The sequence below is a fragment of the Rheinheimera sp. A13L genome (assembly GCF_000217935.1).
GTDB lineage: Bacteria > Pseudomonadota > Gammaproteobacteria > Enterobacterales > Alteromonadaceae > Pararheinheimera.
The window spans coordinates 125429-149608 of record NZ_AFHI01000067.1; the positions used below are offsets into that span (position 1 = coordinate 125429).

General features: G+C 47.1%; 24 protein-coding genes. 18 read left to right on the forward strand and 6 right to left on the reverse strand.

Annotation, left to right across the window (positions count from 1 at the left end; genetic code table 11):
• Nucleotides 1-41: 41 nt before the first annotated feature.
• Nucleotides 42-704 carry a PilZ domain-containing protein gene (locus tag RHEIN_RS18545; RefSeq protein WP_008900518.1) on the forward strand — a complete coding sequence of 221 codons (663 nt, stop codon included), beginning with the start codon at nt 42-44 and terminating at the stop codon, nt 702-704.
• A 54-nt stretch (nt 705-758) separates the two neighbouring features.
• Here RHEIN_RS18545 and RHEIN_RS18550 read toward each other — a convergent pair whose 3' ends face one another.
• The 3 genes from RHEIN_RS18550 to RHEIN_RS18560 form a co-directional block, all read right to left on the reverse strand.
• Nucleotides 759-1460 carry an OmpW/AlkL family protein gene (locus RHEIN_RS18550; RefSeq protein WP_008900519.1) on the reverse strand — a complete coding sequence of 234 codons (702 nt, stop codon included), beginning with the start codon at nt 1458-1460 and terminating at the stop codon, nt 759-761.
• Nucleotides 1461-1651: 191 nt separating this feature from the next.
• The gene (locus RHEIN_RS18555) at nt 1652-3358 is read right to left on the reverse strand and encodes a GNAT family N-acyltransferase (protein WP_008900520.1); all 1707 of its coding nucleotides are present in this window, start codon (nt 3356-3358) and stop codon (nt 1652-1654) included.
• Between the two features lie 268 nt (nt 3359-3626).
• Nucleotides 3627-4430, reverse strand: coding sequence for a UDP-2,3-diacylglucosamine diphosphatase (locus RHEIN_RS18560; protein ID WP_008900521.1), 804 nt, complete (start codon nt 4428-4430; stop codon nt 3627-3629).
• 102 nt (nt 4431-4532) lie between these two features.
• Between RHEIN_RS18560 and RHEIN_RS18565 the strand changes: the two genes are divergently transcribed.
• Together RHEIN_RS18565 and RHEIN_RS18570 are read left to right on the forward strand one after the other, a co-directional pair.
• Nucleotides 4533-5453, forward strand: a complete 921-nt coding sequence (locus RHEIN_RS18565; RefSeq protein WP_008900522.1) for a 2-hydroxyacid dehydrogenase — start codon at nt 4533-4535, stop codon at nt 5451-5453.
• The gene (locus tag RHEIN_RS18570) at nt 5453-6217 is read left to right on the forward strand and encodes an enoyl-CoA hydratase-related protein (RefSeq protein WP_008900523.1); all 765 of its coding nucleotides are present in this window, start codon (nt 5453-5455) and stop codon (nt 6215-6217) included. Before RHEIN_RS18565 ends, RHEIN_RS18570 begins: the two co-directional genes overlap by 1 nt.
• Before the next feature lie 622 nt (nt 6218-6839).
• Here the strand turns inward: RHEIN_RS18570 and smrA are convergent.
• Complete coding sequence (gene smrA / locus RHEIN_RS18580; RefSeq protein ID WP_008900525.1) at nt 6840-7418, reverse strand: DNA endonuclease SmrA; 579 nt, start codon at nt 7416-7418, stop codon at nt 6840-6842.
• A gap of 215 nt (nt 7419-7633) precedes the next feature.
• Here smrA and RHEIN_RS18585 point away from each other — a divergent pair, with 215 nt between their 5' ends.
• Nucleotides 7634-7996 (forward strand): hypothetical protein, encoded by a 363-nt coding sequence (locus RHEIN_RS18585; protein ID WP_008900526.1) that lies wholly within the window; start codon nt 7634-7636, stop codon nt 7994-7996.
• Between the two features lie 2 nt (nt 7997-7998).
• On the opposite strand, the gene RHEIN_RS18590 is transcribed toward RHEIN_RS18585, so the two are convergent.
• The gene (locus tag RHEIN_RS18590) at nt 7999-8490 is read right to left on the reverse strand and encodes a hypothetical protein (protein WP_008900527.1); all 492 of its coding nucleotides are present in this window, start codon (nt 8488-8490) and stop codon (nt 7999-8001) included.
• A gap of 389 nt (nt 8491-8879) precedes the next feature.
• On the opposite strand from RHEIN_RS18590, the gene RHEIN_RS18595 reads away from it, so the two are divergent.
• Nucleotides 8880-9179: an ArsR/SmtB family transcription factor gene (locus tag RHEIN_RS18595; protein WP_008900528.1), complete on the forward strand. Its 300-nt coding sequence runs from the start codon at nt 8880-8882 to the stop codon at nt 9177-9179.
• A 164-nt stretch (nt 9180-9343) separates the two neighbouring features.
• Here RHEIN_RS18595 and rpsT read toward each other — a convergent pair whose 3' ends face one another.
• Entirely contained in the window at nt 9344-9619 is a 276-nt protein-coding gene (gene rpsT, locus RHEIN_RS18600; protein WP_008900529.1) for a 30S ribosomal protein S20, read from the reverse strand.
• Nucleotides 9620-9791: 172 nt separating this feature from the next.
• On the opposite strand from rpsT, the gene murJ reads away from it, so the two are divergent.
• The 13 genes from murJ (at nt 9792) to RHEIN_RS18665 (ending at nt 24179) form a co-directional block, all read left to right on the forward strand.
• Nucleotides 9792-11366, forward strand: a complete 1575-nt coding sequence (gene murJ / locus RHEIN_RS18605; RefSeq protein ID WP_008900530.1) for a murein biosynthesis integral membrane protein MurJ — start codon at nt 9792-9794, stop codon at nt 11364-11366.
• A 62-nt stretch (nt 11367-11428) separates the two neighbouring features.
• Nucleotides 11429-12361, forward strand: coding sequence for a bifunctional riboflavin kinase/FAD synthetase (gene ribF, locus RHEIN_RS18610; protein WP_008900531.1), 933 nt, complete (start codon nt 11429-11431; stop codon nt 12359-12361).
• Between the two features lie 54 nt (nt 12362-12415).
• Complete coding sequence (ileS, locus tag RHEIN_RS18615; protein ID WP_008900532.1) at nt 12416-15244, forward strand: isoleucine--tRNA ligase; 2829 nt, start codon at nt 12416-12418, stop codon at nt 15242-15244.
• The gene (gene lspA, locus RHEIN_RS18620; protein ID WP_008900533.1) at nt 15244-15771 is read left to right on the forward strand and encodes a signal peptidase II; all 528 of its coding nucleotides are present in this window, start codon (nt 15244-15246) and stop codon (nt 15769-15771) included. The genes ileS and lspA overlap by 1 nt, the downstream gene beginning before the upstream one ends.
• The gene (gene fkpB, locus RHEIN_RS18625) at nt 15768-16199 is read left to right on the forward strand and encodes an FKBP-type peptidyl-prolyl cis-trans isomerase (protein ID WP_008900534.1); all 432 of its coding nucleotides are present in this window, start codon (nt 15768-15770) and stop codon (nt 16197-16199) included. The genes lspA and fkpB overlap by 4 nt, the downstream gene beginning before the upstream one ends.
• 2 nt (nt 16200-16201) lie before the next feature.
• Nucleotides 16202-17131, forward strand: coding sequence for a 4-hydroxy-3-methylbut-2-enyl diphosphate reductase (ispH, locus tag RHEIN_RS18630; protein WP_008900535.1), 930 nt, complete (start codon nt 16202-16204; stop codon nt 17129-17131).
• 160 nt (nt 17132-17291) lie between these two features.
• Nucleotides 17292-17819 carry a GspH/FimT family pseudopilin gene (locus tag RHEIN_RS20560; RefSeq protein WP_008900536.1) on the forward strand — a complete coding sequence of 176 codons (528 nt, stop codon included), beginning with the start codon at nt 17292-17294 and terminating at the stop codon, nt 17817-17819.
• 12 nt (nt 17820-17831) lie between these two features.
• Nucleotides 17832-18263 (forward strand): type IV pilus modification protein PilV, encoded by a 432-nt coding sequence (pilV, locus tag RHEIN_RS18640; RefSeq protein WP_008900537.1) that lies wholly within the window; start codon nt 17832-17834, stop codon nt 18261-18263.
• The gene (locus RHEIN_RS18645) at nt 18260-19192 is read left to right on the forward strand and encodes a PilW family protein (protein WP_008900538.1); all 933 of its coding nucleotides are present in this window, start codon (nt 18260-18262) and stop codon (nt 19190-19192) included. Before pilV ends, RHEIN_RS18645 begins: the two co-directional genes overlap by 4 nt.
• Nucleotides 19193-19194: 2 nt before the next feature.
• Nucleotides 19195-19725, forward strand: coding sequence for a pilus assembly PilX family protein (locus RHEIN_RS18650; RefSeq protein WP_008900539.1), 531 nt, complete (start codon nt 19195-19197; stop codon nt 19723-19725).
• Nucleotides 19726-19788: 63 nt separating this feature from the next.
• Nucleotides 19789-23199, forward strand: coding sequence for a pilus assembly protein (locus RHEIN_RS18655; RefSeq protein WP_237704452.1), 3411 nt, complete (start codon nt 19789-19791; stop codon nt 23197-23199).
• Entirely contained in the window at nt 23199-23624 is a 426-nt protein-coding gene (locus tag RHEIN_RS18660) for a type IV pilin protein (RefSeq protein ID WP_008900541.1), read from the forward strand. The genes RHEIN_RS18655 and RHEIN_RS18660 overlap by 1 nt, the downstream gene beginning before the upstream one ends.
• A 63-nt stretch (nt 23625-23687) precedes the next feature.
• The gene (locus RHEIN_RS18665) at nt 23688-24179 is read left to right on the forward strand and encodes a prepilin-type N-terminal cleavage/methylation domain-containing protein (protein WP_008900542.1); all 492 of its coding nucleotides are present in this window, start codon (nt 23688-23690) and stop codon (nt 24177-24179) included.
• The last annotated feature ends 1 nt before the right edge of the window (nt 24180 follow it).

A 24180-nucleotide genomic window follows, 5' to 3' on the forward strand; every position in this document is an offset into this window, starting at 1 on the left:
AGATGGCCGACAAGAAGTCGATGTAACCTGAAGGATAAGGTATGCAAGTTGCTGTGAGTTCTGAACCCCAAGACAATAAAGAATGGTTGTCACATGTCAAAATTGGCCAGCGTTTTGATGTCGAATTGCTGGATCAACGCAAAAGCCGCTGCAGCTGTGAGCTGGTGGGTTATAAAGCCGGTAAATATGTGTTGTTCAGGCTTGATGACGACAGCTTGCCAGACCGGTTTTTTATTAATGGTCTGGCTGTGGTCTGCCGCTTTTTAGTGGAGGATTCTGTCGGTGAATGTTTTGCCTTTAAATCTGAACTGCTTCAACTGATGCGTTTCCCAGATAAATTAGTGGTGATCAGCTTTCCAGCGGTGATCCAACGCCGTGCTTTGCGCACCGAACGACGTAACAGCATTTTTATTCCTGCTTCGGTACGTTTAAATTTGGAAGTTGTGCAGCATGCCCGCAGTTTCCGTGGGCATTTAGTTGACGTATCCAGTGGCGGTTGTCGTTTCCTGTTTGAGCCCTCTCATCAGGGCAGCAAGGTGAATCTGGCGCCTGTGGTTTTACATATTCAATGTGAAAAAATAGGCATTGATCAGCAAATTCAGGGAGAAGTGCGTAATTCCAGACTGGAAGACAGAGGATTGTCTATTGGCATTCAGTTTAATTTACCGCAGCTGTATTTAGATAAACTGGCTGTCGCATCCTGAACGACGTCCGGGCAGCCTGTAAAAGCTGCCCGGAACAGTGTTACTGAGAAAGACTTAAAAAGAATAACGAGCGCCTATCATCCAAACATAAGGGTCGATAGTCACGTCCACTGATTGAATAGTAGTGCCGTTGACCTGCACCCGACCTTCAGTTTCTATATCCATTTTGCTCAGCATCAAATGGGCGCTCCAGTTGTCCGCCAGTTTGATATTGACACCTGCCTGCATGGCCAGGCCCACTGAGTCTTTTAATTTTAGCTCCACTTTGTCATTTGCATCAGTGACATCCAGCGCCTGTAAGGTGCTGACCAGTTCGCCTGATACTTCTTCCTGAAAAAAGGTAGTGTAATTCAGACCTAAGCCAATAAAAGGATCAAACCTGCTGTCGCCCAAATCAAAATGGTACTGAGCTAACAAAGTGGGTGGCAAATGTTTGCTGCTGCCAATGGGCAAACCATTGATGGCAGAACCTTTCACCTGGATATCATGGCTAAATGGGGTGGCTGCAATCAGCTCTATGGTCCAGTTTTTATTCAGTTGATAGTCGATAGTAATACCCAACTGGGTATTGTTATTTACAGACAACTCTGTGGAGTTGGCTGGCAAACCAGCAACAGTTTCCACTACATTCAGGTGGCTGCTGGAATCCTGTGGTGCCACAGTAATAGCACCAACATTGACTGACCAGTTGGCCAGAGCAGGGGCAGCAGAGACTGCTAATACAAGAGATGCGATGGTTTTGTAACTTGTTTTCATCAGAATGATCCTTAGCTTAAGAAACTGGCGTCATTCTGCGCTTCTGCTGCCGTAAAACTTTGCCCCAGATCAATAATGCACAAGGCTGAGCTCTGGCTTTGCGTGTTTTATTGATTTAAAACAACAAATACAGAATTCAAAAACAAAAAAGCCTGAATGAACAGGCTTCTTTATGAACCCGGGGCTCAAGATCAGGAGATATAACGCGCCTTTTTATTGTCTTTCAGCTTTGTCATATCCACCAGAACTAAACCATCCACACAATCGGCAAAGTCAGGATCGACACCAAAAGCCAGAAAACGTACACCACCAGGTTCGGTCAGTTCACTGTACTGCTTGTATAAAGTGGGAATACTGACGCCCATATTGGCCAGTAAGTGCTTTAATTGCACAAAATCCTGACTGTAGTTATCGCCGCTAAAATGTTGCTGCAGCTGGCTTAAGGTATCCATAGGCAATTCGTAAGGAATATTAGGCACAGCACTTTGTTCAGGACAGCGGAAATACAGGCTGTAAAAATACACCATCAGATCCCGTGCCGCTTTAGGGTAGCTGTTGGATAAACTGACGCCGCCAAACAAATACCGGATATCCGGGTTTTGTTTTAAGTAAGCGCCTATGCCATACCATAAATAATCCAGACTACGTTTGCCCCAGTAACGTGGTTGTACGAAGCTGCGACCCAGTTCCAGCCCCTGATCTAAATAAGGGGTCATCTGTGGATTAAACTGAAATAAAGACGCCGTATACAAACCAGCCAGGCCTTTTTCTGCCATCACTTTGGCTGTGTTGGCAAAACGATAAGCTCCGACTATTTCTAAGTCGTCTTTGTCCCATAAAATCAGTTGTTCGTAATAGCTGTCGTACTGATCTATATCACGGCGCTGACCGCTACCTTCACCTACAGCCCGAAACGCAATTTCGCGTAAGCGGCCAATTTCACGCAGTACGGGCGAGCTTTGCTCATACTGGTATAAATAAATCTGTTTGCCATCACTGGTTTCACCTAGCAGCGGGCAGGCTTCGACGGCTTTTTTCAGCAAAATACGATCTTCAGGGTGAGCTATGGCTTTTTGGGTTTTAAACAGTGGCCCTTTGTCTTTGGAAAGGCGATACAAGTGTTTTTTAAACAGCTTTACCTTAGCTTGTGTTTCTAATGCCAGATGAGCAAAGCTGTCATATGGAATTTGTTCACCAATCCGCATCGCAATGTTTTTATGCTTCTGGTTAAACATTTCCTGCACCAGCAACATAGTGGCCAGTGGTTTGTAAATCATCGAAGCACCATAAAACATCGCTGAGTTACGGCCATCGATATAAATAGGCAAAATAGGCGCTTTGGCATTCATTGCAAAACGTAAAAAACCACCATGCCATTTGCCATCACGAATACCGTTTGGTTTTAAGCGTGACACTTCACCTGCTGGGAATAATATCAGCGCACCTTCTGCAGCTAAGTGGTCGCTGATGCGGTCGATGCGGCTGCGTTCAGTGCCACCGCTCATATTATTGACCGGTAATAATAAGGAGTGCAGAGGTTCAACTGCCATCAACAGTTGATTCGCTATTACTTTCACATCAGGCCGGATATCCCGCACCAGTTTGATCAGAGCTAAACCGTCCAAAGAGCCAATAGGGTGGTTGGCAATAATCACGATACGGCCAGTGCTTGGGATACGTTCTACTTCGTTGTCACGTACTGCATAAGCAAAATTAAAGTAATCCAGTACTTGTTCTACAAATTCAATCCCTTGCAAATGCGGATAACGTTTGGCGAAGGCGATAAATTCCTGTTCGTGTAAAAGTTGGCGTAAGGCCCCTTTGACCGGTTTGGCTAACCAGGGTTTTTGTTCGAGTTTTGGCAGATGCGTTTGCATCATTTGGTCAACACTGATCATAGCGATACCTCTGTAAGGACCTTTGTCCGTACAGAGAGTAGGGGGTTAAGATGACAAAAATGCGTCAGATTTATGGCTTTTTGTAGAAGTTTTAATCAGAGTGGGCTGGATATACCCAAGAAACTTGAAGTTGCGGGGAGGCGACAAGTGAGTGAGACCCCAGGAGCATAGTCGCCTATGTGACTGGGGCGAATGAGTGCAAGTCAACTGTAGGGGCGTGGGCTTGTCCCCGCCCGTCTGGCTGCAAATACGAAGAATATAAAGCTGCTCAGGCCACTTTGCTCTGAGCAGCTTTATCTTCCGCCAGCACAGCCATTGGCATTGCGGCTAAGGTATGGCTTTGTTCTGTCCAATGGTACAGCGTTAATGAACCATCCTGTTGCTCGATCAGGGCAGTGCAGTTATCAATCCAGTCTCCGTCGTTGCAGTAAATAATTCCATCCTGCAAGCTGATTTCCGGATGATGGATATGACCACAAACCACACCATCAAAACCTGACCTTTTGGCTTTGGCCACTGCAGCATCACGATAGCGGGCAATCGCCTGCTGAGCGCCTGGTACTTTGCTTTTGATAAAAGCAGCCAAACTGAAATAGCGGCCACCTAAAGCCCGACGAATGCGGTTGCTCCAGCGGTTTAAAAATAATAAAAAATCATACAGATTGTCACCCAACCAAGCGTGAAAGCGGCCAAAGTTCACTTCTTTATCAAATTCATCACCATGCAACAGCAGTAATTTTTTACCTAAAGCCGTGGTGTGACAACCCCGTAATTGCAGTTTGATAGTGCCAAACTGGCGACCGGCCCAGTGACGGAACTCTTCATCATGGTTACCTGGAATATAAATCACTTCAGTGCCCTGATCGGCTTTAGCCAGCAGCGTTTGGATCACTGCATTTTGCTCCGGACTCCAGCACACTTGTTTTTGCATAGCCCACAGGTCAAGGATATCGCCCAGCAGGTAAATAGTGTCGGCTTTGGTTTGATTGAGGAAGTTCAGCAGATAGGTCGCCTGACAGTCTTTATTTCCTAAATGAATGTCAGACAAGAAGATAGTTCGACAATGCAGCATACAAAGCTCCTGCGAATTGTTGGCCTTGGTTCTTCAGGCTCGGGTAGAATGTGCTTTGCCCATGTCAGAGATATGACGAAAAATTGAAGCTTTGGTGAACTGATGTCTATAGCCCTGGTGATCCCTGATCGTAAATTAGATGCTCTGGTAGAAAAGCTAAGTGCTTTATTACCCGGTGTACTTATTCAACAATGGCCTGATTACAGCGCGCCTGAGCAAGTACAGATGGCGGTGGTCTGGAAGCAACCCCATGGTTCCTTAGCGGCTTTAAGCAATTTAAAAAGCCTGCAATCTTTTGGCGCGGGCGTCGACAGCATTGTGTCGGATCCGACGTTGCCGGATTTACCCTTAAGCCGTATTGTTGATCCGGCTTTGGCGTCATCTATGGTCAATTACCTGGCTGGCATAGTGCTGCATTACCAGTTGCGTCTGGATCTGTTTCAGCGTCAGCAGCAACAACAGCTGTGGAAACCTAAAAGCCCCCGCACTATGCAACAGATTTGTGTGCTGGGTTTAGGTGAATTAGGGCAGGCGGCAGCGCAGTATTTTTTGCAGCAAGGTTATCAGGTCAGTGGCTGGTCACGTAGCTTAAAACAGCTGGATGGTATCCGGTGCTACGCAGGCGATCCTGGCTTTAAAAGCGCTGTTTGTGATGCCGATTTGGTTATTTGTTTATTACCTCTGACAGCTGAGACCACGAACTTCTTAAATACAGAGCGTTTCTCTGCTTTTAAACAGGGGGCAATCCTCGTCAATGTGGCCCGTGGGGCTATAGTGGATGATAAGGCTTTATTAGCGGCTTTAGATGCTGGTCAGCTGCAGGCTGCTTGTCTGGACGTGTTTCGTCAGGAGCCTTTGCCTGCGACCGATCCCTATTGGCAACATCCGGCGGTACTGGTGACTCCACACTGCTCAGCTGTAACTAATGTCGACACTGCAATTCATCAGATTGTTGAAAATTATCAACACACCATAAATGGGCTACCTTTAAAGCATCTGGTCAACAGGGAAAGGGGCTACTGATGAGTAGTTTTACTATTGAAAAACAGGGTCATGTTGCGGTGTTACAACTGACGGCAGCTGAAAAACGTAATTTATTAACACCTGAAATCGCCTTACAAATTGCGGCCGCTGTGCATCAGCTGAGTTTAGATCCAGAACTGAAAGTTTTGTGTGTGATTGGCACTGAACGCGCTTTTTGTGCCGGTGCTGATTTAGCTGTGTTGCAACATGCTGTAGATGGCGACGGTACCGAACTGAAGCAGCTGTATCAGGCCTTTAGTCAGGTGGCGGATTCACCGCTCCTCACTATAGCTTTAGTCAATGGCCCAGCTGTTGGTGCCGGTATGAACCTGGCTATGGTCTGTGATATTCGTTTAGCCAGCAAAGATGCCTGGTTTGACAGTCGTTTTTTCCAGCTGGCTTTGCATCCTGGTGGTGGACATTGTTGGTTATTACCGCAATTGATCGGTTGGCAACAAGCTATGGCTATGTTGTTTTGTGGTGAAAAACTCAATGCAGAACAAGCCTGGCAATATGGTTTGGTTAAAGAAGTGTTGTCTGCTGAGCAACTCTTACCCAGGGCTCTGGCAATGACAGCAGATTTAGCCACTGTGCCTACCGAGTTAGTGCGGCAAACCAAAAGCTCGATGCGTCAGCTATTGCAATGCAAAGAGCATGGTCAGGCTGTTGAATTTGAATATCAGCAACAATTTTATAGTTTGCAACAAGAGGCTGCGCGTCAGGCGATTACTGCTTTGCAGCATAAACTCGCCACTAAAAGCTAAAAGTCGCGACTAAAATCTAAAAACAGAGGCTATTTTGCGCCTCCTTTAGTCTCTTTATCAGAAAATTAGTTGTAATTGATTGTAAATCTTGTAACTAAACAACAAGTTGTCTACACTGGTTTTGGATTGCTCAAGATCCACAAAAAAGCAAGAACAATAACAATATTTTTTAGTCTGAGGTTTTTTATGCGTAAAGCGTCCAGTCGCGGTCTTGGCTTTACTGCAATCGCCATTTTGGTGTTATTAATGGCATTGTCGGCTTTTCTAACAAAGGCTGAAGCGAATGAGGCAACTCATAGCTCCCAGGGACAGCAGTCAGTCGAAGGATAGTACTGACCAGGTACCCCCGCAGTATGGGGGTATTTGTATATACCCTGCTTACTTGAAGCCGCAGCTTTGTTGGCTGCGTTTCTCGCCCCAATCACATAGGACGACTATGTTCATGGGGTCTCGCTCACTTGCCGCCTCACTGCAACTCCAATTACTTTGGGTATAACCCAGCTTACTTGAATGTTGGCTGCCTGATCTTCTGGAAAGAAGTTCGCCGCAGCAGCGATTCAAATGCGAAACGGGCAGGGATAAACCCAGCCCCTACCTGACTCAATTACTTTGGGTACAGTTGTTATTTCTTCTGATGCCGCTCGCGGTTTTCCCGCTTTTGTTCTGCATTTTTCTGCAATAACACATAAGTCGCAGCGTAACCGCCATGAGGTTTTAAGGCAGAATGGCAAGCCAGGACTTCAGGTATTTGTGGTAACCATTTAAAACAGTAACTTTTTAATATCGCCGGATGAGGTTTACTGTCACGCCCCATACCATGATGGATCAATAAAGTCCGTATGCCACGCTGATGGCAATCGGCAATAAAACTATATAAAGCAGCACGGGCTTCGACCAGGGTTTTTCCCAGCAGATTCAGAGTGGCATCCATTTGGTATTTACCCAGCCGCAGGTTTTTGTATACGCCATCCTGCACACCATCTTTTTTATAGGCAATTACATCGTCAGGTGCAACCAGATCTACGTACTCCATACTCAGATAGTTAGGATCGTATTCCATTTCCTGTTCGGCCGCCTTTCGTCGTGCCAGCTGGGCCAGGCTCGGATTATGTTCACCATTAGGATCGGCAATAGCATCGACATTTAAGCGCTTCACGCCAGCCATTTCCTGTAAAAACAAGTCCAGATCTTCGTCATGCATTAGTACTACTCCGCCTTAAGCTGACCGGGAATTGCGGCATTATATACCATACCCGTCTTATTTGAAGTCGCAGTGCTTTGCCGCAGGTTTTTATGCCTTATCTGTATTGGTATTGACCGCCTTAGACTATTGATTAATAAAATTGCACTTTTCGGTAACAATTATTTTACTTTAATCTATGCTTAAACTGATTTTGATTCTGCAAGGAGAGCATCATGATCCCTGAACGGCTTTATGAAACTTTACCTTATCTTTATGTACTCTGTGGCGCACAAAGCGTCTTGTGGTTACCCCATTGGACTGCAGCTTTATCTGGTGTAGTACTGATATTTGTCGGAGCTGTGGTTTGGGTGATCCGCAGCGAGAAACGCCGCAGCCCTTATGGTATAAAATTTAAGGAGCATGGAGTTTTACCATTCTGGTGTTATGAATTACAGCCTTTTATTTACCTGACCAGCGGAGCTTTGTTGTTTAACTACGCACCCAGCTCTTTGTTGTATCCCTCTGCCATGATCTTGCTGGTGCTGGGGCTACAACTCTGGTTATGCCGGATTTGCTGGCGCAGTCATTCCAAATAGCCTTAGTGTGATGAATACCAGAATAAAGCAGCTGCAATCAAACCTTGTTGCTGACGTAGCTGGTATTTTGCGCACTGCTCATTGCTTTGGCCTTCAAAACACAAATACAGACTGTATTCGTCTTCTGCCACTATTGCACGTTGATTGGTATCCAGAATACTACCTGGCTTACCAAACCAGCCTGGCATATAGATACTTTTTGTAATAAGGCCAGCACTTTGGTATTCAAGCAATTGAGGTTTTGGCGCTATGATAAAAACGCTAAGCACTAGTACTGCAATGCCAGCCCAGAGTTTTGCTTTGCTTCCGGTAGGGTTGTCCGCTTGCTCCTGGCCAGCTGATCGGTTTGCTGAACGTGGCACTGAGCGTGCAGCCGGAATTGCAGCTGTTGTAGCCTGTGGCTGAGTGATTGGCTTTTTATTGCCCGCTTTTTTTAATAGTTTCTGTCGTTCGGCTTCGCTTAAAAGCGAGGTCTTTTTGATTTGTTTGGCCATTAGTGACGCAAGTTAACTGAAGTGTTAACCATAGTTTCGGTCATGATGAGTAAGACTTGCAAGTTTTGTTTTAGCGGATCGGCTCTATTTTGTTTCTTCATTCATCATGCTGGAGCCGCCAGTCAAAGTAATGGATGCCATTTTTTGGCAGTGCAGGAACCAATTTATCGGCCAAAAGCATGGCTCCTGATCACAAACGAAAACTAGAGTTCAGCCTGTGCTGTTGCGGCTTCAATCAAAAATACTATGTTTTTTGTAAACGCTGCCCTCTTTGTTTTTGCTCTATGAGTCAGGTACAGCCCGAAACACGACAGATGAGAATAGATCGTATTGTTTAAGCGGATCGCCTAGCGGCATAATGCTGTTTTTTAGATCAAAGAAGCAACAAAATGAAATTGGAAGAAATGCTGAAAAACTCGGCGCAGGCAGCCAAGCTGCTGAAGGCGGTTTCCAATGAACGCCGTTTGCTGATTTTGTGTTATTTGCTGGAGTCTGAGTTATCAGTCACCGAAATGAACGACAAGTTGGGTTTAAGTCAGTCGGCTTTGTCTCAGCATCTGGCTGTACTCAGACGACAAAAGCTGGTGAAAACCCGTAAAGAAGCTCAAACGGTGTTTTATCGTATCCATAGCGCAGAAGCTGTTGCTTTGATTGGGTTACTGCATAAGCTCTATTGTGAAAAGAAATAGTAAAGCTGTCTGAGACTTTGAGTGCCATGGATGGCTGCGAATGCTCAATTGTATAAAGCAAAAGTGAAGATTTATCAGCAGCTGCAAATAAAAAAACCACCTTGCGGTGGTTTCTTTATTTTGCACTGTCACAATTTGCTGTTGCGAACAACAGCGAATTGAAATTAAGCTGCTTTAGTAGCTAAAGCCTTAACGTGCGCATTTAAGCGTGACTTATGACGGGCAGCTTTGTTCTTATGGATCAGACCTTTGTCTGCCATACGATCCAAAATTGGAACCATCTTTTTGAACGCTTCTTGTGAAGCAGCCAAATCAGCAGTTAACACTGCAGCGTATGTTTTCTTCATGAAAGTACGCATCATTGAGCGCTGACTTGCGTTTTGCTGACGACGCTTTTCTGATTGAATAGCGCGCTTCTTAGCAGACTTGATGTTAGCCAAGGTAACACTCCTAAAAACTAAACCGGGACCTTTAAAGGCCGCATAATATGCCTATTTTGTAGGCCCTTGTCAAATGGTTTCCTTGACAGATTGCAGAATAAAATCAGCCCTTCGCTGGTAATCCACTCTGACTCGGGTGAAAATAGCAGAAATGTCGTTGCAGGAGCAGTCTGTGTCAGGAAAATTATTAAAATCAGGCATGATCGTAAGCTTTATGACCCTTATTTCACGGGTATTGGGCTTGGTGCGTGATGTGATCGTCGCCAATGTGTTGGGCGCAGGCGCTATGGCCGACGTTTTTTTTATGGCCAACCGAATTCCTAATTTTTTACGACGTTTATTTGCCGAAGGAGCTTTTTCACAAGCTTTTGTGCCCGTACTGGCGGAAGTCAAAGAAAAACATGGTGATGATGCGGTACGTGAACTGATCGCCAAAGCGGCAGGGACTTTAGGTTTTATTGTGACTGGCGTCACTCTGTTGGCGGTTATAGGCTCGCCTGTATTGATGATGTTATTTGGCGCTGGTTGGTTTAGTGCCTATTTAGATGGCGCGCCTGAAGGGGATAAATACCTGCAGGCCAGTTTCCTTTTGAAAATCACCTTCCCTTACCTTTGGTTTATCACTTTTGTTGCTTTATCGGGAGCCGTGCTGAACACCTATAACAAATTTGCGGTAGCAGCTTTTACACCGGTATTTTTAAATATTGCCATGATAGGGGCCGCTATTTATTTAGCTCCCCAAATGCAAAACCCGGCTGAAGCTATTGCCTGGGGCGTGTTTTTAGGTGGTTTGATCCAGTTTTTATTCCAGCTGCCTTTTTTAGCTAAAGCCGGTTTTCTGGTGATGCCACGTTGGGGTTGGAAAGATCCCAATGTGACAAAAATCCGCACTTTAATGATCCCTGCTTTGTTTGGTGTGTCGGTTAGTCAGATTAACTTATTACTCGATGCCATCATTGCATCCTTTTTAGTCACAGGTGCTGTCAGTTGGCTGTATTACTCTGACCGCCTGCTGGAATTTCCTTTGGGTTTGTTTGGCATTGCTATTGCTACTGTGATTTTGCCTGGCTTGTCACGTCATTATGCAGCGGCGAGCGAAGAAGCCTTTAAGTACACACTGGACTGGGCTGTGCGTTTTATTTGCCTGTTTGGTATTCCATCCATGATGGGGCTCATCGTACTGGCGGAACCTATTATTGCGTCGGTCTTTATGCGTGGTGAATTTACCGCCGATGATGTGGTAAAAACCTCTTACAGCCTGATAGCTTACAACACTGGCTTAGTGGCGCTGATGCTGATTAAAGTTCTGGCTCCCGCTTTTTATGCCAGACAGGATATTAAGACACCGGTGCGAATTGCCATTATTGCTATGGTAGCCAATATGGTGTTTAACCTGATGCTGGCGCCTTTTTTAAGTTATGTTGGTCTGGCGTTGGCCACGGCTATGTCTGGTACTTTAAATGCGTATTTACTTTATCGTGGCTTAAAGCAGCGCGATATTTATAGCTTCAGCAGCAAAACCAGCTGGTTTATCGCCAAGGCTTTTATCGCCGCAGCTGTAATGGCAGGCTGTATTTTTTATGTGATGCCTGACCTTGCTGGCTGGATAGCTTTAGGTTTATCAGGTCAGGTCTTGCATTTATTGGCCTATTTTGCTTTTGCTATTGGGGCTTACTTTGTTTTACTTTTTGCGTTTGGTGTTCGTTTGAACGATTTTAAACGCCAGACAAATGCTGAAAGCAAATGATTCTTGGGGTCACTTAAGGTTATAATCGGGCACTTTTCGCAGCAGCAGAGTAAGAATACCGGATGGAGTTAATTCGCGGCTTACATACGATCCAACCCAGACATCAGGGCTGCGTCTTAACTATAGGCAATTTTGATGGCGTGCATCTGGGTCATCAGGCGGTACTGACGCAATTAAAAGCGATAGCGGCAGAGTTGAATTTACCTGCAGTGGTGATGGTGTTTGAACCCCAGCCACTGGAGTTGTTTAACCCTGAAGCTGCACCTGCGCGTTTATGCCGTTTTCGGGAGAAATACCACTGGCTGGCGCAACAAGGTGTAGATCGCATGCTTTGCGTGCCTTTTACCAAAGACTTTGCCAGTCAACAGCCAGAGCAGTTTATTCAGGACTTATTGCTGAATAAACTCGGGGTGAAGCATCTGATTGTCGGTGACGATTTCTGTTTCGGTAAAAACCGTGCCGGTAATTTTGCCTTGTTACAGCAGGCTGCGACAGACTATGGTTTTGGCCTGGGCAGCACGGCCAGTCTGAAACAAAATGATCAACGGGTCAGCAGCACCTTAATTCGCCAGGCTCTGGAGCACGATCAGCTAGAGCTGGCAGCTCAAATGTTAGGCCGGCCATTTTCATTGATGGGTCGGGTACGGCATGGTCAGAAAGTAGGTCGTCAGCTTGGGTTTCCAACGGCCAATGTCTGGCTCTATCGGAAGAATTTGCCTGTGCATGGGGTGTATGCCATTGAAGCTGTGACCCAAATGGGGCTGTACCATGGCGTTGCCAATATTGGTTCCAGACCCACTTTGCAAGGTAAAAAAGAGCAGCTTGAAGCTCATTTTTTTGATTTTAACGGCGACTTATACGGCCAGCAGATTGAAGTGATTTTAAAGCAAAAAATCAGGCCGGAGCGACGTTTTGACGGCCTTGCTCAATTGCAGCAACAAATTGCGTTAGATGCGCAGCAGGCGCGGGACTACTTTGCGTTGCCACCGGCTTAAGCTGCTGGCGGCGTGATCACGAATTTAAACTTAAAGAAGACGGAACAACAACGGATGACTGACTACAAGCAGACTTTGAATTTACCGGACACGGCTTTTGCCATGCGCGCCAACCTTGCGCAGCGTGAGCCACAGATGTTAGCCAACTGGACAGAAAAAAATCTGTACCAGAAAATTCGTCAGGCCAAACAAGGTAAAAAAACCTTTATCCTGCACGATGGCCCTCCATACGCCAACGGTAATATTCACATTGGTCATGCGGTCAATAAAATACTGAAAGATATGATCGTCAAAGCAATGACCTTGTCTGACTTCGATGCCCCTTATGTGCCGGGTTGGGACTGTCATGGTTTGCCTATTGAGCTGGTGGTCGAAAAGAAATACGGCAAGCCGGGCGTCAAGCTTACAGCTGCTGAATTCCGCCAAAAATGCCGTGATTATGCACTGACGCAAATCGAAGCTCAAAAAATCGACTTTATCCGTTTAGGCGTGTTAGGTGATTGGGACAATCCATACCGTACTATGGATTTTCATACCGAAGCCAATATCATCCGTTCTTTAGCCCGTATCATTGACAATGGTCATTTACAACAAGGCTTTAAGCCTGTGCACTGGTGTACAGACTGTGGTTCTGCTTTGGCTGAAGCTGAAGTGGAATATCAGGATAAAGTCTCGCCAGCCATTGATGTACGTTTTACGCTGGTCAACGAAGCTGATGTAAATAAATTCGATCACCCTGAAGGTCATACCGGTTCTGGCCCTGTGTCTGTTGTGATCTGGACCACCACACCTTGGACTATACCGGCCAACCGCGCTGTGGCCCTGAATGCCAAAATTGATTACAGCCTGGTTCAAGTCGAACAAGGCCCACATGGCCCTGAACGTTTAATTCTGGCGACAGACTTAGTCACTTCTGTGATGGCTCGTGCTGGTGTGGAGCATTACCATAATTTAGGCTTTTGCAAAGGTCAGGCGCTGGAGCTGGTGAAATTAAAACACCCGCTGTATGACTTTGAAGTGCCGGTCATTTTAGGTGATCACGTCACAACTGATTCTGGTACTGGTGCTGTGCATACAGCGCCAGGCCATGGTCCTGAAGACTTTACAGTAGGTAAGCTGTACAACTTAGAAGTGGCCAACCCAGTTGGCGCGAACGGCGTCTATCTGCCGGATACGCCGCTATTCGCTGGTCAGCATGTATTTAAAGCCAATGATTCTGTGGTTGAAGCTTTAAAAGACGCAGGCAAGCTGCTGGTACATAAAGCCTTAACACACAGCTATCCGCATTGCTGGCGCCATAAAACCCCTATTATTTTCCGTGCGACACCGCAGTGGTTTGTCAGCATGGAACAAAAAGGGTTACGTAGTACCTCGTTGCAAGAGATTGGCAAAACCCGTTGGATCCCCGACTGGGGCCAACAACGTATTGAAAACATGGTAGCTGGTCGTCCGGACTGGTGTATCTCCCGTCAGCGTACCTGGGGTGTGCCTATAGCGCTTTTTGTCGATAAAGACACAGGCGCTTTGCACCCTAATACTCAGGCACTGATGGAGCAGGTGGCTAAGTTAGTCGAACAGTCTGGTATTCAGGCCTGGTTTGATTTAGATGCTGAAACTTTGCTGGGCGCTGATGCAGCTCAGTATGTCAAAGTCACTGACACGCTGGACGTTTGGTTTGATTCAGGTGTGACTCACGCTTGTGTCATTGACCCTCGCCCTGAATTTCATGGTGCCACTCAGGCCGACTTGTATTTAGAAGGTTCGGATCAGCACCGTGGCTGGTTTATGTCCTCCCTGATGACGGGTGTGGCTATTAAACACCACGCACCTTACAAACAAGTGCTGACTCATGGTTTTACCGTCGATGGTGAAGGCCGCAAAATGTCCAAGTCCTTGGGCAATGTAGTGTCGCCGCAAGACGTGATGAACAAGTTAGGTGCCGATATTCTGCGCTTATGGGTCGCCACTACAGATTACACCTCAGAGATGACTGTCTCTGATGAAATCTTAAATCGTGCTGCTGACAAATACCGTCGTATCCGTAATACGGCCCGTTTCCTTCTGGCGAACTTAAAAGGTTTTGAGCCAGAAACACAGTTAGTGCCATTTGAAGAGATGGTGCAGCTGGATTTATGGCTGGTGCAACGTGCTGCCAAATTGCAGCAGGAAATTGTCGATGCCTATGAGAACTACCAGTTCCATCAGGTCAGCCAGAAGCTGATGAATTTCTGTACTGTAGAGTTGGGCAGTTTCTATTTAGACGTAATTAAAGACCGTCAGTACACGGCAAAAACTGATGGTTTAGCCCGTCGCTCCTGCCAGACTGCTTTATTCCATGTGGTACAGGCCATGGTGCGCTGGATGGCACCTATCATGAGCTTCACCGCACAGGAAATCTGGGAAGTGATGCCGGGTCAGCATAGCGAGTTTGTCTTTACTGAAGTGTGGTATCAGGGGCTGAACTCTGTGCCTGCCGGTCAGTTTGATGATGCCTTCTGGCAACAACTGCTGGAAGTGCGTGATGCAGTCAACAAGGTGCTGGAAGTCGGTCGTCGTGATGGCAAAATTGGTGCCTCGCTGCAAGCTGAAGTCACTTTATACGCCAAAGGCCAGCTGGCAACAGACCTGATCTCTATCGGTGATGAGTTACGTTTTGCCTTGTTAACTTCAACCGCTGTGGTTTCCAATGAAGCTGCTCCGGTTGACGCAGTTGCCACTGAAATGGATAACCTGTTTGTGGTATTGAATGCGTCTACTGCGGCTAAATGCGAACGTTGTTGGCATCATCGCCATGATGTGGGTGTTAATCCTTTGCATCCGCTGATTTGTATCCGCTGTGTGGATAACGTCGAAGGCGCTGGTGAAGTAAGGAAGTTTGCCTGATGTCGTTATTTAAAGGCCGTTTATTTAAAGACACGGGTTGGCACTGGTGGTGGCTGGTCCTGCTGCTGCTGGTTGCCGATCAGCTCAGCAAAGTCTGGGTCATTCAGAATTTCAGTTTAGGTGAGTCGGTTTCTTTGTTACCGGTATTTAATTTCACTTATGCCCGTAACTATGGTGCTGCCTTTTCGTTTTTAGGTGATGCAGGCGGCTGGCAACGCTGGTTGTTTACCCTGATCGCCTTAGTGGTCAGCATCGTTTTAGCCGTTTGGTTAAGCCGTTTGCCTAAAGCTCAGGTGAAGTTGTCTTTGGCCTTGAGTTTGATCATCAGTGGCGCTATTGGTAACTTAATCGACCGCAGCCTTTATGGCTATGTGGTGGATTTTCTGCATGTGTTTTATCAGAACTGGCATTACCCTATTTTTAATATCGCCGACTGCGCTATCAGCATTGGTGCCGTTTTACTGATCTGGGACAGTTTTACGAACGACAGCGAAACCCAGAAAGTCACTTCAGGAGACAAGCCGTGATCATAGGTCCAGGCAGTACTGTGATATTTCACTTTGATATTAAATTATCCGATGGCAGCGCCGCCGAAAGCACCAGGGTGCATAACAAACCGGCCAAACTGCAAATGGGGGATGGCAGTTTATCGCCCGCTTTTGAAGCCCAGTTGGGTGGAATGGCCGCAGGGGATAAAAGAACTTTTACCTTAGCGCCTGAAGATGCCTATGGTTTGCCTAATCCTGACAATATTTATTATGTCGATCGCAGCAAGTTTTCAGCCGATGCACCTGCTCAGGTGGGCATGATTGTAGGTTTTGCTATGCCGGATGGTTCTGAACTGCCGGGTTTGATCCGTGAAGTAGTGGGTGAGTCCGTGACTGTTGATTTTAATCATCCACTGGCTGGACAGACTCTGACTTTTAACGTTGAAATCGTACAGGTTATCAATTAATTATGGATATCTTACTCGCCAATCCACGTGGTTTTTGTGCCGGTGTAGACCGTGCTATCAGCATCGTCTCCCGCGCACTGGAGATTTACGAGCCACCTATTTATGTACGCCATGAAGTAGTGCATAACAAATTTGTAGTGGATGGTTTACGTCGTGCCGGTGCAGTTTTTGTCGATGAACTGGACGAAGTGCCGGATGACGCCATTGTTATTTTCAGCGCTCACGGTGTTTCTCAGGCTGTACGTGAACAAGCTAAAAAGCGTGGTTTGAAGGTGTTTGATGCCACTTGCCCGCTGGTGACCAAAGTGCATATGGAAGTGACCCGTGCCAGTCGTAAGGGCATCGAATGTATTTTGATTGGTCATGCCGGACATCCTGAAGTAGAAGGCACTATGGGCCAATACGATAACGCTGAAGGTGGCATTTATCTGGTCGAGTCAGTGGAAGATGTTGAAAAGCTGCAGGTGAAAAACCAGGCGCAGTTGTGCTTTAGCAGCCAGACTACTTTATCTGTGGATGATACCGCTGATGTGATTGATGCTTTGCGCAAGCGTTTCCCGGATATTGAAGGACCACGCAAAGACGATATTTGTTACGCCACCCAAAACCGACAGGATGCTGTGCGCGAATTGTCGGCCAAAACTGAACTCTTATTAGTGGTTGGCGCAAAAAACAGCAGTAACTCAAATCGTTTACGCGAACTGGCTGAAAAAATGGGCTGTCGTTCTTACCTGATCGATACTGCTGCTGATATTCAGCAGGACTGGTTAAAAGACGTTAAATCTGTCGGCGTGACAGCCGGAGCTTCAGCACCTGAAGTACTGGTGCAGCAAGTGGTGCAGCGTCTGAGCGAATGGGGTGGTAAACAGGTGATTGAACATCCTGGCCGTAAAGAAAACGTTATTTTTGCCGTGCCAGCAGAGCTTCGCTAACACTATCATTTCAAATAATTTTCCCTTTATTAACCAGTTGTGCCTGAAGCTTTGGCTGCAGGCACAACTGTGCTGTTGAGCGCCTAGCGTCCTGCCAATCTTTTGCTATGCTTAAACCCTTGGTCCTTTTCAGTAGGTGACCTATGGGAGTAGTAAACAAATGGATGATCGTCCTTTGTTGCAGCGGCAAAAAGCTTTTACCCTGATTGAACTGATGATCTCTCTTCTGGTGCTGTTGGTGCTTGTGGCTGTTGCTGTGCCTTCCTTTACTGATTTGTTAGCCCGAAACCGTTTGTCGGGCCAGGCCAATGAACTACTTTCTGTGATCCAACTGGCGCGCTCTGAAGCCATTAAACAAAATCAAACCATACGTTTATGTAAAGCAAATGCCGAACTAAGTGACTGTTCGGCTGCAAGTGGTTCCTGGGAAGGTTGGTTGGTGACGGATACAGCCTCCCCTGTTGTAGTGATCCGGGCAGGCCGCTTTGACGAGCGATTGATCATCAGCGCTGCTTTTACTGAACTGCGTTTTAGTGGGCAGGGGTTGATCCGCAGTCAAACCAATCAACCGCTCAATTCCAGTTTTAGCTTATGTGCCGATGGCCCCGACTTTGCGGACAATGGCAGAACCCTGACTTTCTTATCCGGTGGGCGCAGCAGTATTCAGCTGTCCCAATGCGGCAGTTGATAAGGAACGCCCATGCACAGCGTCAATAGCGACAATCATCACAACTGCTGTTCCGGATCAACACAACAAGGTATTGCCTTGATCGAGATCCTGATCGCGGTGCTGGTGCTGGCCATTGGTTTATTGGGCATAGCTGCTTTGCAAAGCAGCTCGGTACGTTATAGCCAAAGCGCTCAGGAGCGTACCACTGCGCTGATTATGGCGGGCACTTTAACTGAGATGATCCGCTCCAACCCTGTTGTGGCCAGGGCAGGCTCTTATGCAGGGAATTGCGAGTCTGAATTGCTGGCTGAGTGGTCACTGCAGTTACAACTTGCCACTGGAACCAGCAGTTGCCCTGAAGTAGCTTGGGATGCTGGTGCTGGTGTTTATACCATTAGTATCAGCTGGTTAGATGAAAAGGTCTCAAGCTCCACTAATTTTGAAATTCAGGTGCGGCCATGAAGCAGCAGCAGGGGTTTACTTTATCTGAGCTGATGATTGCTATGCTGCTAGGCTTGTTGCTGACAGGTTCTGTGATAGGGGTGTATTTATCCAATAGTAAAACGGCGGAGCTGAACACAGTGTTGGGCGAATTACAAAACTCCAGCCGAACTACTTTTGAGCTGATGGCCAATGACATCCGACGCTCCGGTTATATTGGCTGTGGTAACGCGTCCCGCGTGGTGAATGTGCTCAATGCGGCTAACGTAGCAGGCTCAGCCTGGGCTGTCTGGAACGGCGGTATTGAAGGCTTTCAGCAGCCTGCTCCTGCAATGAATGGAGTGACTCCGCTGGCGGGTACAGATGCTATCCGGCTGATGTTTGGCTCTGGCCGCAGTTACAGTGTGGAATCCCATGATGCGGCACTGAGCCAACTGCTGCTCAGCACAGAGCATCAGCTGCAAAACGGTGATTTATTAATACTTTGTGATGAAACCTTAAGCAGTATTTTTAGCGTCAGCGCGACCGATCTGACCAGCGTATCCCATCAGGCCAATGCCAGCAACTGTGCTTCAGGTTTGGGTTTTCCACTCTTGTGTGATGGTGCTGCGGGAACAGTAAAACAATATGCAGTTAATTCGATGCTGATGAACTTTGATTCTGTCAGTTGGTATGTAGCCACCAGCACTGATCAACAAAACACCTCTTTGTTTCGGGTCAGAAACAACAGTGCGGCTGAAGAAATTCTTTATGGTGTCACTGATTTACAGCTGGAGTTTATGGACGAACGCAGCAGAAGCTGGCGTGACGCCAATCAGGTACTGGACTGGATGGATATTATTTCGGTGCGCATTTCATTGCAGTTTGCCGCTACCGGGGCTTCTGATCTGCAGTTACCAGAACAAATGAGCCGGATGAATTATCAGATCAGCATCAGGAACAGGATTTGATTATGAAAGCAGTGGGAATTCAGTCCTCTCATCCCATTCATCAACAGCAAGGCATAGTGCTGGTCATTAGCTTATTGTTGTTATTGGCCATTACCTTGGTCGCCGTAAGCAGTATGCAATCAAGTTTATTGCAGGAGCGAATGAGCGCCAATTTGTACGACCGGCAATCGTCCTACCAGCAGGTAGAAGCGGCGTTATTGGAGGCTGAGGGTATACTGAATGTGAACGACCCTGTGGCGCTGATTGATGGTGCAGGAGTTTATGATTTACCTGTGGTTGGCGCTGACGATCGCTGGAATGACAACGGGCTGCTTTGGCTACCAGCTACAGCACTGAATAACGACAGCGAAACCGGTGCACAGTTTCTGATTGAATATATGGGCGACTGGCCTTATCCGCCTGAATGCGCTGATGTGGCCAGTAAAGACAAAATTTCTGTGGGTTGTTTATCACCCACTTTTCGTATTACGGCACGTACTGTGTCAGACAACGGCAGGGCTGCGGTCATGCTGCAAAGTTTATTCAGGCGCTAATCTGCTGAGGCTGATGTGATGAAACTAAAAACATCGTGCATAAGACCCATGGCATTGAGTTTAATGCTTACCAGCTTTTACAGTATCGCCGCGCTTGATTTAACCTCACCGCCACTGCAAACTGGCAGCTCGGTAGAACCCAATATCATGTTTATTATTGATGACTCAGGTTCAATGCACTGGGAAATTACCCCGGATCTTTATGCAGATAATCCACATTATGTTTATCCCAGAGTGACGGGTATTTATGGTGATGGAGACGCCACTCATCATGTAGTCTCTTTTCGGGATGAAAGTAATGCGACGAATCTGAACGCCACCAATAATAATGAGGCTTTGTATTCCAGAGCTATGCGCTCCTATGCGCTGAATAAATCCTACTATAATCCGTCTATTACTTATAAGCCCTGGATTAAAGCTGATGGCACTTCGTATCCGAATTCCAACCCCGCTGCGGCTTATCATCATCCATTCCGCACGTTCAAAGGCAGCCGCAACCTGACTGTGAATGAAACATCCAGCGCGACCTGGCGTTATTGCACTATTACGGCAACAACAAAAAGCAATTGCCAGAACACTTCAGCAAGCCGGACTTTTTACCCTGCGGTGTATTACCAGCATACAGGCGGTAGTTTATTTACCTACACCAATTATCAGCGTGTAGAAATTAATGCCGCCACCTTAAGCTACAGTGGTGAAGGGCGGGTGAATCGAACGGATTGCACTGCGGGTACCTGCAGCTACGATCAGGAAATGCAGAATTTTGCCAACTGGTATACTTATTACCGCTCACGCTTATTGGCTTCTCAGGCCGGTATAGGCCGTGCTTTTTCTACTCAAACCGAAGCGTTAAGGGTGGGTTTTGGTGCTATTAATAAAGGCAGCAGCACAGTAGATGGCTCCAGTATCAGCACTATTGTGAATGGAGTGCGGCCTTTTACCGGCAATGCCAAACAAAATTTTTACGATCAACTGTATGAACGGATATACGACTACAGCGGCACCCCACTGCGCAAAGCCTTAAATGACGCAGGTTTGTACTATTCCAGAACCGACAACAAAGGCCCATGGGGAGAAGATCCGGGGACTGATGATGCTAGCCAACATATTATGTGCCGCCAGAGTTACAGCATTTTGATGACAGATGGCTACTGGAGCGAAGACAGCGCATCACAAGCGCAAACCAGTGCAGCGCGTAATAACAACGATGGCAGTACCACCAATAATCAAACCATCAGCAGGCCAGGCGGGACCTCTTATGTCTATGCGCCATCAGGGCCGTTTTCGGATGGCCGCAGTAATACACTGGCTGATGTAGCTATGTACTACTGGAAGCGGGATTTACGCACCGATCTGGATAACTTAGTCCCCACCAGCCCTATTAATCCGGCCTTTTGGCAGCATATGGTCACTTTTGGTGTCGGCCTTGGAGTCGAAGGCACTATTAGTTCTACTACAGCTTTTAATGCTATTGGCTCGGCCAGTGCTATTTCATGGCCAGATCCTTTAGCCACCCAACCAGCAAAAATTGATGATTTATTACATGCGGCTGTGAACAGCAGAGGGGGCTTTTTCAGTGCGGCTGACCCGGACACTTTTGCCACAGGATTATCCAATACCTTGTCCGCTATTATTGCCCGGGTGGCGTCTGGGTCGAATTTAGCGGGCACCACCACCTCCTTGCAGGCGGAACAAAGTGTGTATCAGGGCCGCTTTAACAGCGGTGACTGGAGTGGTGATCTGGTGAATTACAATATTGAAGACACCACCAGTTATGTCTGGAGTGCGGCTGAAGAAATGCCGGATTGGGACGACAGAGTGATTTATTTTGGCAAAACAGAAACTGCTGCAGATGTGTTTGTCTGGGCCAACTTAACCAGTGGTGTTGGCAGTCAACAAGCGGCTTTGGGCAGCAGCAATGTGGTGGATTATTTACGTGGTAACAGCGCACTGGAGCAACAAAATGGTGGCAGCTACCGCAACAGATCCACAGCTTTAGGTGATATTGCCAACTCCTCTCCTGTGTATGTAGGCGCACCTGTGAATTTTAATTACCATGCTTACAGCTGGCCTGAGTCCAGTAGTTACAAAGCGCATATCGCGGCTTATAAAAACCGGCAGCCACTGATTTATGTCGGTGCTAATGACGGTATGTTGCATGCGTTTAATGCCACCACTGGTGCTGAAGCTTTTGCTTATGTGCCAAAGCAGATGCTGACGGCAGCAACAAACCTCAAGGCCCTGAGTGAACCCAATGTCAGTGGGGTGATCCAAAAAGATTATTTTGTCGATGGCACAGCAGTGTCTGCCGATGTGTATTTTGATGGCAGTTGGCGTACTGTGCTGGTTGGCAGCACTGGCCGGGGCGGCAATAGTTTGTTTGCCCTTGATATTACCGACCCTGGGCAAATCAGCGAAGCCAGTTTGTTATGGGATAAAAGCTTTCCAGAGTTAGGGATCACTACAGCCAAACCTGTGGTGACTCGCTTAAATAACGGCAAATGGGCTGTGGTGATTGGTTATGGCTACAACAACAGCACAGGCCGGCCTGGCTTGTTAGTGCTGGATATCGAAACTGGGATTTCTATGGCTGCCGGTAATGATCTGGAAGTGACAACGGGTTCAGGGGATACAGGTTTAGGGCAGATTGAAGGCTGGGATTACAGCAAAAATGGCAATACGGACTGGTTTTTTGCCGGAGATTTACAAGGCAATGTCTGGAAGTTTGATTTATCGTCAAACAACCCGGGAAACTGGGGTATAGCTTATGGCGGCGGGCCTTTGTATCAGGCTGAAGATGCGGCTGGTGATCCACAATCTATTACCGGCGGCATAGCGCTGGGGTCTGAACCTAAAACCGGCAAGTTGTGGCTGTTTTTTGGCACAGGCCGCTATCTGGAAACACCAGACCCTCAACTGGATGACGAACAAAGCTGGTACGGCATTATGGACGGCACTGCTTTGTCTGGCCGGGCTTTACTTAAAGAGCGAACTTTAACCAACGTCAGCCACAGCAATGGCACAGAAGGACGCACTGTGTCTGCTTCTGCCGCTAATGATATGGCTGGTTTTCAAGGCTGGTTTATCGACCTGCCCGATACCCGTGAACGTATTGTGTCGTCGCCTCGTTTAGTGGGCACCACTTTAGTGGTGAACAGCATTATCCCGGACAGCAATGTGTGTAATCCGGAAGGGGATGGTTATGTCATGGCCATCGATCCTTTTCATGGTGGCCGCTTGAAATACCACTTCTTCGATATTTCAGGCGATGAAGGTTTTAATCAGGACGATGGGGTGGCAGAAGGGGATGAGATAGTGGAATTGTCCGGTGTACGTTTTAACAGTATGCCAACTGAACCTTTGTTTTTTGAAGACAAAATGGCGGTAGGTTTGGCCGACACCAATGTGGTGAATTTAGACGTAAACACTCAAATCAGACGTGGCCGCGTGTCATGGCGAGAGGTAGACAACTAATGCAAAGTACCAGATCTCATGGGTTTTCTCTGGTGGAGTTACTGATAGCCATTACGATCATAGGCACTTTAACTGCTATTGCTGTGCCTTCGTATCAGGGCTATATGCTGGGCAGCGCCCGTGCCAGTGCTACCGCCTGTTTATTGGAATACGCCCAGTTTATGGAAAGGGTGTATACCACCAATATGACGTACGCTACCAATAATGGCGCAGCAACAGAGTTGCCAACACTGCAATGCAGCAATGACTTATCCGACCGTTTTAACTTTGATCTTGATAATTTAGCCAGCCGCACTTTTACCCTGACAGCAACAGCCAAAAGTGCACAAGCCGCTGACGACTGCACTTCATTAAGCTACAACCAGGCGGGTATTAAAGGCGCCAACGGTGGCACTGGTGCGACCATTGTGAAAAAGTGCTGGTAGGATTTGACCTTTTAAGGAACGCAGGTAAATTTAAAGTAAACGGACTTTCACAGGCGCAAGGATATGCCGAATGCCTCTGGTTTTACCTTAACCGAAGTTCTGATCAGTTTATTATTGCTCTGTCTTACAGGGCTTGGCGTTTTAAGTGCGTCTTTATTTGCCCGTCAGCAAGTGATCATGGCAACCCAGCAAACCATAGCTCTGTCTTTAACCACTGAACTCGCCAGCCGTATGGCAAGTCATGACAGTTCTGCTGGCTATTATGAGGGCGTTCATCCGCTCTGGACAACTACTGAATCTGCTGAGTGCACTGACCGTCATTCCTGTGATGCGGAACAGCTGAGTCAGTTTCATTTATACAGCACCTTAAGTGCGTCAGGTCACCCCCAAAGTTTACAGCTACTGCAACAACCTGCGCTTTGTATTCGCCAGCAGGCAGATCAGAAACTGGTGCAGTTAAGCTGGCGGTCTCAGGCCAAAGTTCAAATTCAGCGCCCGGTCTCCGTTTGCGATTTATCGCCTAACCGGCTGCAACTTTCTGTGGTGGTGCCTTAAG